We start from the raw sequence: 14,217 nt of genomic DNA on the forward strand, positions 1-14,217 counted from the left end.
CACTTCGAAGTTGAATTCGCGCTTCACCCTCGCCATTCTGCTCATCGGGCTGGTCTATCAGGTCAGTGCAGAGCGGGCGGGGGACCGTTATCTGGAGCGGATGATGCAAGGCTCCCTCGGCCTGCTCACTGGCGAGCTGGCCCGGCTGCCGCCGGAACACTGGGCCACCCGCACCGGCGAGCAGAGCCGCCAGCTCAATCTGCCGCTGCAGATCGGCGTCCTCGCCAACCAGCCCCTGGCCAGCGAGGATCAGGCCTTCCTCGAGGCGGGCAACATCGTCATCGTCGAGGAGGATGACACCTTCCTGCAGCGCATCCCGAACACCGACAAGGTGCTGATCGTCGGCCCCGTCCCCTACCTCTCCTACCTGCACGAGCTGCACTGGGTGGACGTAGGGCTGCTGCTGCTCATCGGCCTTTCCCTCGGCCTGCCCATCCTGCTCTGGCTGCGCCCCCACTGGCGCGGCCTGCAACAGCTCGAACAGACCGCCCGCCGGGTCGGCGACGGGGATCTCTCCTGTCGCACCGGTTTGCCGCCCGGCAGCAGCCTGAGCCGGGTTGGCCGCACCTTCGACCAGATGGCGGAGCAGTTGCAGGCCATGCTGGCCAGTCGCAAACAGTTGACCGACGCCATCGCCCACGAGCTGCGCTCCCCCCTGGTGCGGCTGCGCTATCGCCTCGCCATGCTGGCCGAGCCTCCCTCACCCGAGGAGCAGCAGGGACTGGAGCGGGACCTCGGCGCCCTCGATGCCCTCATCGAGGAGATGCTCACCTATGCCAGGCTCGATCGCCCCGAACTGCCGCTGCAATGCAGCGATCTGGAGCTCGGCAGCTGGGCCGGCAGCCGCCTGGCCGACTGGCAGGCCCTGCGGCCGGACAAGCGGCTCGACTTCGTGCGCCCGGCCATGGCTCTGCCCTGGCGCGGCGACACCCGATTGCTGGACCGGGCGCTGGAGAACCTCATCGGCAACGCCCTGCGCCATGCCACCAGCCAGGCAAGCCTCTGCATAGCGCGACAGGGGGACGACTATCTGCTGGAGGTGGCCGACGATGGCCCCGGCATCGATCCCGCGCTGGCCCCGCAAATCTTCGAGCCCTTCGTGCGCCTGGATCAGAGCCGGAACAGACGCACCGGCGGCGCCGGGCTGGGGCTGGCCATCGTGCGCAGCATCGCCCACCACCACGGCGGCGAGGTGCAACTGCTGCCAAGCCGCAGCGGTGCCCGTTTCTGCCTGACCCTGCCCGTACATTTGGATACAAACCGTCACCAGTCGCTCACTGAACCGCAGGTCGAACAGCCCTAGGATGAAGTCATGGAGAAACGCTCCATGTCATCAAACCGAACGAGGAACTGGAATATGAACAAGCTGATCCCCCTGACTCTGGCCGCTGTCTTCGCCCTGACCTCCGGCTTCACCATGGCCGCCACCCCGACCAAGGCCGCCGCTCCCCACGCCACCCAGACCAAGGTAGTGAAAAAGCATCACAAGGCTGCCCACGCCAAGGTGCCGGCCGTCAAGGTTGCCCCCAAGACCAAGTAAGCTGCCCGCTTCCGCCATGAAAAAGGGGCCCCCGACAGGGGGCCCCTTCTGTTTTTTACGCGCTTGCCGTGACTCAACCCAGCATGTAATCCGCCGGCAGTTCGATGCGGGCCACCCCGGAGGCAACCGCCGCCAGTGCCACGGCACGGGCAACCCGCGGCAGCAGGCGGGCGTCCATGGGCTTGGGAATGACGTAATCCTTGCCGAAGGCGAGTTCACTCACGCCAGCGGCGGTCAGCACCTCGGCGGGCACCGGCTCCTTGGCCAGAGCGCGGATCGCCTCCACTGCCGCGATCTTCATGGCATCGTTGATGCGGCTGGCACGGGCGTCGAGGGCGCCGCGGAAGATGAAGGGGAAGCAGAGCACGTTGTTGATCTGGTTCGGGTAGTCCGAGCGGCCGGTTCCCATGATGAGATCCCCGCGCACACCGTGAGCCAGGGCAGGCTTGATCTCGGGGTCCGGATTGGAGCAGGCGAAGATCACCGGGTTGGGGGCCATCAGGGCCACCGCCTCGGCGGGCAGTACGTCCGGGCCGGAGACGCCGACGAAGACGTCAGCCCCGTCGATGACATCCGTCAGGGTACGCAGGGGGGTGTCGTTGGCGAAACGCTGCTTGTACTGGTTGAGATCGGTGCGGCCGCTGTGGATCACACCCTGGCGGTCCAGCATGAAGATGTTGTGCGGCGCAGCCCCGCACTTGATCAGCAGATCCATGCAGGCGGTGGCGGCGGCACCGGCGCCCATGCAGACGATGCGGCTGGTGCCAATCTCCTTGCCCTGCACTTCCAGCGCGTTGAGCAGGCCGGCGGCGGTGACGATGGCGGTACCGTGCTGGTCATCGTGGAACACCGGGATGTCGCAGCGGGCGATCAGCGCCTCTTCAATCTCGAAGCACTCGGGGGCCTTGATGTCTTCCAGGTTGATGCCGCCGAAGGTGTCGGCGATGGCGGCCACCGTATCGATGAACTGGGCGCTGGTCTCGTGCTTCACCTCGATGTCGATGGCGTCGATGCCGGCAAAGCGCTTGAACAGCAGGGCCTTGCCCTCCATCACCGGCTTGGAGGCCAGCGGGCCCAGATTGCCCAGCCCCAGGATGGCGGTGCCGTTGGAGATGACGGCCACCAGGTTGCCCTTGCCGGTGTAGCGGTAGGCATCGGCCGGATTGGCGGCGATCTCGCGTACCGGTTCGGCAACGCCCGGGCTGTAGGCCAGCGCCAGATCGCGAGCGGTCTCGGCGGGCTTGGTGAGGGCGATGGCGATTTTGCCCGGAACGGGTTGGGCGTGGTAGTCGAGTGCCTGTTGGCGGAGATCGTGCTGCTGATCGGACATGGGGGACCCCGATACGGAAATGAATGAGTGATGCGTTGGCTCGCCAGCGGGCGAGGGCTGAGGATCATAAAGAAATCCCCCGCCCTTTCACAGCATAAAATATCGCTGGATAGCAATGACAGGCTAATCAGTAGCATGTCATGCCACCCAAAACTACCCAATTAGTTATAGATTCGATTTCAATCCATGACTGGAATGCCGGCTTTTGCCTCTGCCTGCCGGGCGATGGCCTCCGTCATCCCCTGGAAGATGAAGAGGTGAAACGGCAGCATGGCAAGCCAGTAGGCCAGCCCCCAGGCCCCCTGCGGATGCCAGTGGGCCGTCACCCGCAGCCGGGTCAGGCCGGACTCCAAGGGCTGGATGTTGAACTCCAGCCGACCGACGCCGGGGGCCTTCATGTTGAACAGCAGATCCAGCCTGCGTCCTTCATCCACCCCGAGGATCTGCCAGGAGTCCAGCATGTCCCCCTTCACGAAGCGATCCGGGTTGGTGCGTCCCCGGGTCCGGGCCGGGCCGCCGATCAGGTGATCCATCCATTCGCGCACCACCCACAGCTCGTTCATGTAGAAGTAGCGCTGCTCGCCCCCCAGCTGCTGCAGCACCTGCCACACTACCTCGGGGGCGGCGAGGCAATCCGCCTCCCCGCTGGCGGTGCGGTCGTAGAAGCCATATTCGGGATGGCGCCAGCGCAGACCCAGGGGCGTCTCCTCCCCGTGCTGCTCGGCACCGAGCCTCTGCTCCAGCGCCAGGCTCTCCGCCAGCGCCTCGTCGAAGCTGAGCAGATGCTGGGGCAACAGGGCGCGCAAGGGGCCATCATCCGCCGGGATGTCGTGCTTGAGCCCCCCCACCAGCGCCTTGGCGATGGGTTGGGGAACCGAGGTGGCGAACTGCAGCCACCAGGCGGAGAGCCGGGGGCTCAAAAAGGGGATCGGAATGATGGGGCAGCGTTTGCCGATATGGGCGGCGAATTTCTGGAGCTGCTGCTGGTAGCTGAGCAGCTCGGGGCCCGCCGCGTTGAAGATCTGGCCTTCCACCCCGTCGGCTTCCACCAGCCCGCCCAGATAGTGCAAGAGGTTGGAGAGGGCGATGGGGGGCGTGCGGGAACGCACCCACTTGGGCGTCACCATCATGGGCAGGTTGTACACCAGATCCCGCATCACCTCGAACGCCGCCGAGCCGGGGCCTATGATGATGCCGGCACGCAGCTCTACCGTCGGTACGCCAGATTCGCGAAACAACTCGCCGCAATAACGGCGGGAGTTGAGGTGGCGGCTGTTGCAGGGCTCGGGCTGGATGGCGCCCAGATAGATGATGCGACGCACCCCGGCGGCGCGGGCGGCGGCGGCGAAGTTCTTCACCCCCTGCTGCTCCAGCCGGTGAAAACCGGCCCCCGCCCCCATGGCGTGTACCAGATATAAGACGGTGTCGACCCCCGCCAGCGCAGGGGGCAGGGTGGCAGGCTTGAGGCTGTCGGCGAGGCGAAACGCCACCCCCTCCGGCAGACGGCAGGGACGACGGGCCCCGGCGATGACCCTGTACCCCAGACCCTGCAGATGAGGCACCAGGTAGGATCCTATGTACCCGGCAGCTCCCATCACCAGACATGTGCGCATCGGCTCTTCTCCCTTGGTTGAGCCAACACCATAGGGCAAAGCGGGGAATTACAGAATGGCGGCCAATAAAAAAGGCACCCGACGGGCGCCTTTTTCAGAATTCTTCAGAAGCAAGATTACTTCTTGGAGGTCAAGCCACCGAAACGCTTGTTGAACTTGTCTACGCGGCCGCCGCTAGAAACTTCTTTCTGCTTGCCGGTGTAGAACGGGTGGCACTCGGAGCACACGTCCAGGTTCAGATCTTTACCGATGGTAGAGAAGGTGTTGATGACGTTACCGCAAGAGCACTTGGCGGTGATGGCTACGTAGTCAGGATGGATACCAGCTTTCATGGACAACCTCAATTATCAGGCCGTGTCGCCATCCGATCTCTTGTCGGACACCACACGATTGTTGAACACAGTTTCAAAGGCTGCGAATAATATAGGAAACGCCTGAGATCAGGCAAGTGGCTTCGCAGAAAAAATAGGCAACCCCTGGTGAATTCTTCCCAAACGCTGGATCTGGTTCGTGTGGCTGTGCCGGTGCCGTTACGCCGTCATTTCGACTATCTCTCTCCCCTGCCCTTGCCTGCCCCCGGTTGCCGGGTCGAGATCCCGTTCGGCCCGCAGACCCTGGTCGGTCTGGTGGTGGATCACCCGACCGAGAGCCAGGTCCCCCGCAACAAATTAAAGCCCTTGAAGAGGGTGCTCGACAGCGCCCCCGTGCTGGGGCCCGACATCCTGGCGCTGATGGCCTGGAGCGCCGGTTACTACCAGCACCCGCTGGGGGAGGTACTGCCCCACGCCCTGCCGGTGCTGGTGCGCAAGGGGGAGCCCGCCGCCTATCGGGAGCTGGAGTTCTGGTTTGCCACCGAGGCCGGCATGGCCATCGACCTCAACGAGCTCAAGCGGGCGGCCAAGCAGCAGCAGGCCCTCGCCCTGCTGCGCAAGGGGCCGCAGACCCCCTCCGCCCTCAAACAGGAGGAGATCCAGAGCGCAGCCCTCACCGCGCTGGAGAAGAAGGGACTGCTGGAGAAGCGCTCGCTGGAGCCGAGCCATGATGGCGACTGGGCCACTCGCTTCGAGCCGGGTGAGGGGCTGCGCCTCAACGGCGAGCAGGCGCTGGCGGTGGCCGCCGTCACCAGCCAGAGCAACAAGTTCGGAGCCTTCCTGCTGGACGGCATCACGGGCTCCGGCAAGACCGAGGTTTACCTCAGCATCCTCGAGCCCCTGCTCAAGGCGGGCAAGCAGGCGCTGGTGATGGTGCCGGAAATCGGCCTCACCCCCCAGACCATCAACCGCTTCCGGCGCCGCTTCAACGTGCCCGTGGTGGCGATGAACTCCGCCATGAACGACAGGGAGCGGCTCGATGCCTGGCTCGCCTGCCGCGACGGTGGTGCCGCCATTCTGATCGGCACCCGATCCGCGGTGTTCACGCCGTTCAAGGACCTCGGCATCATCATCATCGACGAGGAGCACGACGGCTCCTTCAAGCAACAGGACGGCTTTCGCTACCACGCCCGGGATCTGGCGGTGATGCGGGCCCATCGCGCCGGCATTCCCATCCTGCTTGGATCTGCCACCCCGTCGCTGGAGACGCTGCACAATGCCCGCAGCGGCAAGTATCACCACCTCACTCTCACTCGCCGCGCCGGCAACGCCCAGACCGCTCGCCAGGTGATCCTGGATATCAAGAACGTGCGGCTACAGGCCGGGCTCTCCCCCCAGCTGGAACAGCTGATGGCAGAGCATCTGGCGGCGGGCAACCAGGTAATGCTGTTTCTCAACCGCCGGGGCTATGCCCCGGCTCTTATCTGCCACCAGTGCGGCTGGAGTGCCGCCTGCGAGCGCTGCGACGCCTGGTACACCTGGCATCAGGCCGGGCGACGGCTGCACTGCCACCACTGCGACAGCGTGCGCCCGTTGCCCCACCACTGTCCCGAGTGTGGCAGCAGCGAGCTCATCGGCTCCGGGGTCGGCACCGAACAGCTGGAGCAACTGCTCGGCACCGTGTTCCCGCAATATCCGGTGGTGCGCATCGACCGGGACAACACCCGCCGCAAGGGGGAGCTGGAGACGCACCTCGGCGACATCAAGGCGGGCAAGTACAAGATCCTGATCGGCACCCAGATGCTGGCCAAGGGCCACCACTTCCCGGATGTGACCCTGGTAGGGCTGCTGGATGTGGATGGCGCCCTGTTCAGCGCCGATTTTCGCGCCGCCGAGAAGCTGGCCCAGCTCTACACCCAAGTGGCGGGCCGGGCTGGTCGCGCCAGCAAACCGGGGCTGGTGGTGCTGCAGAGCCACCATCCCGAACACGCCCTGCTGCAGGATCTGACCCAGAACGGCTATGGCCACTTCGCCGACACGGCGCTGAAAGAGCGCCGCCTGCTGGGGCTGCCACCGTTCAGCCATCAGGGGCTGTTTCGGGCCGAGGCCAACGGCCGCGACGAGGTACAGCTGTTCCTCAGTCGTCTCGCCGATACCCTGCGCAGCGCCCGCTATCCCCAGGTGCAGGTGCTCGGGCCCATCAGCGGCTTCATGGAGCGCAAGGCGGGCAAGTTTCGCATGCAGCTGCTGGTGCAGGGGCCCAGCCGGGCACCACTGGCCCAGCTGCTCGACTGGGCGGTGAAGGAGCTGGAGGGGTGGCCCGAGACCAAGCGGGTGCGCTGGAGCCTGGATATCGACCCCACGGAACTGAACTAGCGCGGCTCTGCCAGCACGGCCTCCGCCAACACCCTGGCCTGTTCCAGAGCCAGGGGCTGCTGATAGCTGTGGGCCATCACCACGGCCCCTTCCAGCAGCAGGCATAATCCGGTGGCCTGCACCTCGGTGCATTCGAGGGCCTCCCTGACCCAGTTCAGCAACGCCCGCTTGTGGGCCACCACCAGCTTGCGCACCGGATGGCGAGGATCGGAGAACTCGGCGCTCGCGTTGATGAAGTTGCAGCCGTAGAAGTCACTGCGACCAAACCAGTCCGCAAAGCCATCGAGCAGCGCCAGCAACCTGGCCTCCCGCCCCGACACCCCATCCATCCTGGCATCGAGCAGGGCAAAGAACTCCGCATCCCGCGCCATCAGCACCGCTTCGATCAAGGCATCCTTGGTGGGGAAGTGGCGATAGAGGGTGCGTTTGGTACTGCCTGCCTCGGCCCAGATGCGATCGATGCCGGTGGCGTGAAAGCCGTGACGATTGAACAACCGATAGGCTGTCGTCATCAGCTGTTGCCGTTTGTCGCTCATGGTGACTTTCCTCTTGAAGTACACCGATCTGTCTACCTAATGTCGCAGGCTGGATCAAGTGATCCGGCACAGACAAGGAGACAGGAGATGGAAACAAGACGATGGCGAAGTGCCTGGCTGGCAGGGCTCGGTGCCTGCCTGGCCATAATGTTGCTCGGCTGGCTGGACATGAGCTGGCAGTCGACCCTGTTGATGGCACCGTTCGGGGCAAGCTGTGTGCTACTCTTCTCACTGCCGGACAGTCCGCTGGCCCGTCCGCAGAACGTGCTGGGAGGCCACCTGTTATCGGCCACCGTGGGGTTAGTGGTGCAATTGCTACCGCTACCGATGGAACTCAAGCTGGCGCTGGGTGTGGGCCTGTCCATTGCACTCATGCAGGGACTGGGGCTGATCCACCCCCCTGCCGGAGCCAATCCACTGTTGATCCTGCTCACCACCCAGTCCTGGCCTTTCCTCTGGCAAACAGTGCTGCCCGGCGCCTTGCTGCTGATCATGGTGAGTCATTGCGCCAGGCGGCTGCAAACGTCACGACTCACAACCACATAAACAACGAGGGGGCCAAGGCCCCCTCGTTGTTTAATAGCAAGGCAAAGATGGCTTATTCGGCGACCTGGGAGACCCCGGTCAGGCGTACCTCGACCCGGCGATCTGGGGCCAGGCAGGCGATCATCTGCGCCTTGGCGCCATCCGGGCAGCTGCCCCCAGTCACGGGCGAAGACTCTCCCCGCCCTTCGGCACGCACCTTGTCGGCAAACAATCCCTTGGCGATGAGATAATCCGCCACCGTGCGGGCACGCTGTTCGGAGAGGGACTGGTTGTAAGCCTCCGAGCCGATGCGGTCGGTATGACCGATCACCGTCGCCACCCCGTCTTTCGGATTGGCCGCCAGGATCTGGGCAAACAGGTTGTCGAGGGCCTGACTGGCGGCTGGCTTCAGGGTCGCCTTGTTGAACTCGAACAGCACATCGGAATCCAGGCTGAACTGTTTCTCCACCAGCACGGGGGCCGGGGCGGGCGCAGGTTCGGGCGCAGGCGTTGGTGCCACCGGCTCGTCGCCGATCTGGCCGAAGCGATAGAGCATGCCGACCGACAGCAGGCCGTTGTCCATCTCGATGCCTGACTCGTCGAGGGAAGTCTTGCCCAGGGGCGTGGTGTACTGGTATTCGAGGCGGGCGGCCCAATCCTTGTCGATGGCGTATTCGACCCCCAGCGCCCCGACAAAGGCGGCACCATGATATTTGTTGCCCTCATGGGATTCGGAGAGGCTGCTGGTGCCATCGCTGGCCCTGACGTTGAGTGAGCTCTCGGTCCAGGCATAGGCCCCCCCGAGACGACCGTAGATATCCAGTGCCGAGGTTGCAGGCAGGATAATCTTCATGGTGGCCTGCACCATCTGGGCCTTGGCCTCGCCATCGAGTGCGAAATCAACCCCGTTGCCCGAGTAGTGCTTGTCCACCTGATACTTGCCGAGCCAGTCATAGCCGAGCTCAATCGCCACGTTTCTGTTCACCTGATAACCGGCAAACAGCCCCAGACCGAGATCATCGCTGTTCTCGTTCACCTTGGTCGCATCGAACAGCTCTTCGACCTGGGCGTTGTAATCCACCCCGTAATAATTTGACCAGCCGGCCTTGCCGCCGACATACCAGGTGTTGTCCTGGGCGGCAGCCTGCACCGTCCCTGTTGCCATCAAAGCGCCGATCAGGACGGCGAGCATAGATCTGTTCATGGATGAGCCCCTGCAATGAATTGTTATGACGCGGCTGCGTCTCTCTTCCCTGACGAGGCCCTGAACCCAAGCCCCGCATTCAGATTATCCCATCTGCAACCAGCCTCAAACGACCAGGGACTCAGGAGTGTGATATTGGCGACATTATCAGCCACCGTGCCCCCAATCATGGGGGCCGGCGCGCTGCCCATAAAAAAACGAAGAGCCGGGCTCTTCGTTTTTCATCTGGCAAGGGGATGGCTCACTGGCTGCCCTGGCTCGCCAGGAACAGGCGGTAGGCGGGATCCTCGCTCACCTCTTTCCAGCCGTAGCCAATCTCGTGCAGGTAGTCGTGGAAAGCCGCCACGTCCTCGTCCGGCAGCTCGAAGGCGCAGAGCACCCGTCCGTAGTCGGCGCCGTGGTTGCGGTAGTGGAACAGGCTGATGTTCCAGCGACAGCCCAGGGTCTCCAGGAAGCGCATCAGGGCCCCCGGCTGCTCCGGAAACTTGAAGCTGTAGAGGCGTTCACCGAGGGGCCGGGCCGGGCGGCCGCCAATCATGTAACGCACGTGGTTCTTGGCCAGCTCGCTCTCGGTCATGTTGACCACCGGATAGCCGTTGCCGCCGAGCTGATCGATGATCTGGCCCAGCTCCTCGTCACCGCCGGTGAGGCGCACCGAGACGAACAGTGACGCCTGCTCCGCGTCCGCATAGCGATAGTTGAACTCGGTCACCATGCGCGGCCCCAGCTGACGGCAGAAGTCGAGGAAGGCCCCCTTGCGCTCGGGGATGGTCACCGCCAGCATGCCCTCGCGCTTCTCGCCGATCTCGCAGCGCTCCGACACGTAGCGCAGGCTGTGGAAGTTGACGTTGGCGCCGGACAAAATGGCCGCCATCCGCCCCCCTTTCACCTGCTCTCGCTCGCTGTAGGCCTTGAGGCCCGCCAGCGACAGGGCGCCCGACGGCTCGGCAATGGCGCGGCAGTCGTCGAAGATGTCTTTCAGCGCGGCGCAGATCTGGTCGTTGGAGACGGTTACCACTTCGTCCAGATACTGGTTGCACAGGCGGAAGGTCTCCTCGCCGATGCGCTTGACCGCCACCCCGTCCGCAAACAGCGAGACCCGCTCCAGATTGACCGGCTCGCCAGCCGCCAGCGCGGCCTTGAGGCAGGCGGAGCCCTCCGCCTCCACCCCGATCACCTTCACATCCGGCAGCAGTTGCTTGATATAGACCGCCACCCCGGCGGCCAGTCCGCCGCCACCCACCGGCACGAAGACGTGGGTGAGGTGGGTATCCTGCTCCAGCAGCTCCTTGCCGATGGTGCCCTGACCGGCGATCACCTCGACGTCGTCAAACGGCGGGATCAGGGTGTAGCCCTCCAACTCGGCGAGTCGGCGGCTCTCGCCGTAGGCCTCATCAAAGCTGTTGCCAAACAGCATGACGTTGCCGCCCTGACGGCGCACCGCGTCGATCTTGATGTCCGGCGTGGTCTTGGGCATCACGATGATCGCCTTGATGCCGAGCTTGGCGGCCGACAGGGCGACCCCCTGGGCGTGGTTGCCGGCGGAGGCGGCGATGACGCCGCGTTCTTTCTGCTCCTGGGTCAGGGTGGCGATCTTGTGGTAGGCGCCGCGCAGCTTGAAGGAGTGAACCGGTTGCAGATCCTCCCGCTTCAGGCTGACGTGATTGCCAAGCCGCTCGGAGAGTTTCTTCAGGGTTTGCAAAGGGGTGACCCTCGCCGCCTCGTAGACGGGGGAGAGCAGTACCTTGCGTAGATAATCCGCCGCAGAGACCATGGTTTATACCCCCGTCTCGTGGCGAAGGGCGCGCAATGCGCCCATATCATGACAGTTCATTCTCTCACTCCCCCAGCAGGGTGCGATCGCGCACCGCGCCCTTGTCGGCGCTGGTGGCGAACATAGCGTAGGCACGCAGGGCAAAGGAGACCTCGCGCTGACGATCGACCGGCTTCCAGCCACGGGCAGAGACGGCGGCGCGGCGAGTGGCCAGCACGCTGTCGGCCACCTCCAGCACCATGCTGCGGGCCGGGATGTCGATGTTGATGATGTCGCCATCCTCCACCAGACCGATAGTGCCACCAGAGGCCGCCTCCGGGGAGACATGGCCGATGGAGAGACCCGAGGTACCGCCGGAGAAGCGACCGTCGGTGATGAGGGCACACGCCTTGCCCAATCCCATGGACTTGAGATAGGTGGTGGGATAGAGCATCTCCTGCATGCCGGGGCCCCCTTTCGGGCCCTCGTAGCGGATCACCACCACTTCACCGGCTTTCACCGTGCCGTCCAGGATGCCGCTCACCGCGCTCTCCTGGCTCTCGAATACCCGGGCCGGGCCGCGGAAGGTAAGGTTCTCCTCGTCCACCCCGGCGGTCTTGACGATGGCCCCGTTGAGGGCGAGGTTGCCAGCGAGGACCGCCAGGCCACCTTCCTGGCTGTAGGCGTGATCGAAGGAGCGGATGCACCCCTCGGCGCGGTCCAGATCCAGCTCGGGCCAGCGGCAATCCTGACTGAACGCCTTGGTGGTACGGATGCCGGCAGGGCCTGCACGGTAGAAGTCGTGAACCCCCTTGTCATGGCTGCGGCTGACGTCATATTCGGCCAGCAGCTCCACCAGGGAAGTGCCCAGCACGTTGCGGGCATCGCCGTGCACCAGGCCCGCTTTTTCCAGCTGACCCAGGATGGCGACCACGCCGCCGGCGCGGTGCACGTCTTCCATGTGGTACTTCTGGGTGGAGGGCGCCACCTTGCACAGCTGGGGCACCTTGCGGGACATGCGGTCGATGTCGGCCATGGTGAAGTCGACACCCGCCTCCTGGGCTGCCGCCAGCAGGTGCAGCACGGTGTTGGTGGAGCCGCCCATGGCGATGTCGAGCGCCATGGCGTTCTCGAACGCCGCCTTGGTGGCGATGTTGCGCGGCAGTGCCGAGGCATCGTCCTGCTCATACCAGCGCTTGGCCAGAGTGACGATACGCTGGCCCGCCAGCTTGAACAGCTGCTCGCGGTCGCTGTGGGTTGCCAGCAGGGAGCCGTTGCCCGGCTGGGAGAGACCCAGTGCCTCGGTCAAGCAGTTCATGGAGTTGGCGGTGAACATGCCGGAGCAGGAGCCGCAGGTGGGGCAGGCGCTGCGCTCGATCTGATCGCTCTGTGCATCGGAGACCTTGGGGTCGGCGCCCTGGATCATGGCGTCCACCAGATCCAGCTTGATGATCTGGTCGGAGAGCTTGGTCTTGCCCGCTTCCATGGGACCGCCGGAGACAAAAATGACCGGGATATTGATGCGCAGGGCAGCCATCAGCATCCCCGGGGTGATCTTGTCGCAGTTGGAGATGCAGACCATGGCGTCGGCACAGTGGGCGTTGACCATGTACTCCACCGAGTCGGCGATGAGTTCGCGGGACGGCAGGGAATAGAGCATGCCACCGTGGCCCATGGCGATGCCGTCATCCACGGCGATGGTGTTGAACTCCTTCGCGACCCCGCCAGCCGCCTCGATTTCGCGGGCGACCAGCTGGCCCAGATCCTTGAGGTGGACGTGGCCCGGCACGAACTGGGTGAAAGAGTTGACCACGGCGATGATGGGCTTGCCGAAATCCTGATCGGTCATGCCGGTGGCACGCCAGAGGGCGCGGGCCCCGGCCATGTTACGTCCGTGGGTGGTGGTGGCGGATCTCAACTTCGGCATTGTCTCTACTCCCTGAATGCCCCTGGGGCGCATTGTCTTTCAACATGAATGTGTGATTCGCGGATCGGGAATCGATCCTGGTGAAGGCACCTCGGGGAGCCTTCACCGGAAGCGACTCGGGGAGGCGTGACGCCTCCCCGCTATCATCAGTCGTTGACCGGCGTCAGCCAGCCCCACTTGTCTTCGGTCTTGCCGTTGAACAGGCCGAAGAAGGCGTTCTGCAACTGTTCGGTCACCGGGCCACGGCAACCGGCGCCCACCTTCATCTGATCCACCGAGCGCACCGGGGTCACCTCGGCGGCGGTGCCGGTCATGAAGATTTCGTCTGCGACGTACAGCGCTTCACGGGGCAGCGCCTGCTCGCGTACCTCGTAACCCAAGTCGCGCGCCAGCGTCATGATGGTGTCGCGGGTGATGCCGGGCAGGATGGCGGCGGTGGCGGGCGGGGTGAACAGCACGCCGTTCTTCACCAGAAACAGGTTCTCCCCCGCCCCTTCGCTCAGATAGCCGTTCACATCCAGCGCCAGCCCCTCGGCGAAGCCGTTGCGCTTGGCCTCGCGGCTGATGAGCTGGGAAGAGAGATAGTTGCCCCCCGCCTTGGCACCGGTCGGGATGGTGTTGGGAGCGAGCCGGTTCCAGGAGGTGACGCACACATCCACTCCGTTTTTCAACCCCTCTTCACCGAGGTAGGCGCCCCAGGGCAGGGCCGCGACCATGAGGTCGGCCTTGGCATCCTGCGGCGGATGCAGCCCCAGCCCCACGTTGCCGACAAAGGCCAGCGGGCGCAGGTAGCCGCTCTTCAGGCCGTTCTCGCGCACCACGGTGCGGCAGGCTTCATTCACTTCGGACTCGCTGTAGGGGACGTCCATCCAGTAGATCTTGGCGGAGTCGAACAGGCGGCGGGTGTGCTCCTGCAGGCGGAAGATGCAGGTCCCCTTGGGAGTGTCATAGGCCCGCACCCCCTCGAACACCGAGGATCCGTAGTGCAGGGCATGGCTCATGACATGCACCTGGGCATCCTGCCAGGGGACCAGCTTGCCGTTGAACCAGATGTATTGGGGGTGGGCGGCGGATTGGGAAGGCTGTGACATTGGCTTGGCTC

General features: G+C 64.5%; 12 protein-coding genes. 4 read left to right on the top strand and 8 right to left on the bottom strand.

What is annotated here, in order from left to right:
* The first annotated feature begins 10 nt into the window (after positions 1-10).
* Together rstB and H7R73_RS21900 are read left to right on the top strand one after the other, a co-directional pair.
* On the top strand, positions 11-1,303 hold the full coding sequence (gene rstB, locus H7R73_RS21895; protein WP_232092718.1) for a two-component system sensor histidine kinase RstB: 1,293 nt from the start codon (positions 11-13) through the stop codon (positions 1,301-1,303).
* A gap of 54 nt (positions 1,304-1,357) precedes the next feature.
* Complete coding sequence (locus tag H7R73_RS21900; protein WP_182951415.1) at positions 1,358-1,540, top strand: hypothetical protein; 183 nt, start codon at positions 1,358-1,360, stop codon at positions 1,538-1,540.
* Positions 1,541-1,613: 73 nt separating this feature from the next.
* On the opposite strand, the gene H7R73_RS21905 is transcribed toward H7R73_RS21900, so the two are convergent.
* The 3 genes from H7R73_RS21905 to rpmE all read right to left on the bottom strand — a co-directional run bounded on the left by H7R73_RS21905 (position 1,614) and on the right by rpmE (position 4,815).
* Positions 1,614-2,870, bottom strand: coding sequence for a malic enzyme-like NAD(P)-binding protein (locus H7R73_RS21905; RefSeq protein ID WP_103260964.1), 1,257 nt, complete (start codon positions 2,868-2,870; stop codon positions 1,614-1,616).
* A 179-nt stretch (positions 2,871-3,049) separates the two neighbouring features.
* The gene (locus H7R73_RS21910; protein ID WP_103260965.1) at positions 3,050-4,483 is read right to left on the bottom strand and encodes a DUF2867 domain-containing protein; all 1,434 of its coding nucleotides are present in this window, start codon (positions 4,481-4,483) and stop codon (positions 3,050-3,052) included.
* Between the two features lie 116 nt (positions 4,484-4,599).
* The gene (gene rpmE / locus H7R73_RS21915) at positions 4,600-4,815 is read right to left on the bottom strand and encodes a 50S ribosomal protein L31 (protein ID WP_010676078.1); all 216 of its coding nucleotides are present in this window, start codon (positions 4,813-4,815) and stop codon (positions 4,600-4,602) included.
* A 147-nt stretch (positions 4,816-4,962) separates the two neighbouring features.
* Between rpmE and priA the strand changes: the two genes are divergently transcribed.
* Complete coding sequence (gene priA, locus H7R73_RS21920; protein WP_103260966.1) at positions 4,963-7,170, top strand: primosomal protein N'; 2,208 nt, start codon at positions 4,963-4,965, stop codon at positions 7,168-7,170.
* On the opposite strand, the gene H7R73_RS21925 is transcribed toward priA, so the two are convergent.
* A complete protein-coding gene (locus H7R73_RS21925; protein WP_039039676.1) occupies positions 7,167-7,706 on the bottom strand; it encodes a TetR/AcrR family transcriptional regulator in 540 nt (179 codons plus the stop codon). The genes priA and H7R73_RS21925 overlap by 4 nt on opposite strands.
* Before the next feature lie 87 nt (positions 7,707-7,793).
* Between H7R73_RS21925 and H7R73_RS21930 the strand changes: the two genes are divergently transcribed.
* Positions 7,794-8,252, top strand: coding sequence for an HPP family protein (locus H7R73_RS21930; protein WP_420703384.1), 459 nt, complete (start codon positions 7,794-7,796; stop codon positions 8,250-8,252).
* Positions 8,253-8,304: 52 nt separating this feature from the next.
* Here H7R73_RS21930 and ompA read toward each other — a convergent pair whose 3' ends face one another.
* The 4 genes from ompA to H7R73_RS21950 all read right to left on the bottom strand — a co-directional run bounded on the left by ompA (position 8,305) and on the right by H7R73_RS21950 (position 14,206).
* Entirely contained in the window at positions 8,305-9,435 is a 1,131-nt protein-coding gene (gene ompA, locus H7R73_RS21935; RefSeq protein WP_041211986.1) for a porin OmpA, read from the bottom strand.
* Between the two features lie 241 nt (positions 9,436-9,676).
* A complete protein-coding gene (gene ilvA, locus H7R73_RS21940) occupies positions 9,677-11,209 on the bottom strand; it encodes a threonine ammonia-lyase, biosynthetic (RefSeq protein ID WP_041211987.1) in 1,533 nt (510 codons plus the stop codon).
* A gap of 64 nt (positions 11,210-11,273) precedes the next feature.
* Positions 11,274-13,115, bottom strand: coding sequence for a dihydroxy-acid dehydratase (gene ilvD / locus H7R73_RS21945; RefSeq protein ID WP_103260967.1), 1,842 nt, complete (start codon positions 13,113-13,115; stop codon positions 11,274-11,276).
* 146 nt (positions 13,116-13,261) lie between these two features.
* Positions 13,262-14,206: a branched-chain amino acid transaminase gene (locus H7R73_RS21950; protein ID WP_182951416.1), complete on the bottom strand. Its 945-nt coding sequence runs from the start codon at positions 14,204-14,206 to the stop codon at positions 13,262-13,264.
* Positions 14,207-14,217 lie beyond the last annotated feature (11 nt).

This window comes from Aeromonas sp. WP2-W18-CRE-05 (assembly GCF_014168615.1).
GTDB lineage: Bacteria > Pseudomonadota > Gammaproteobacteria > Enterobacterales > Aeromonadaceae > Aeromonas > Aeromonas caviae.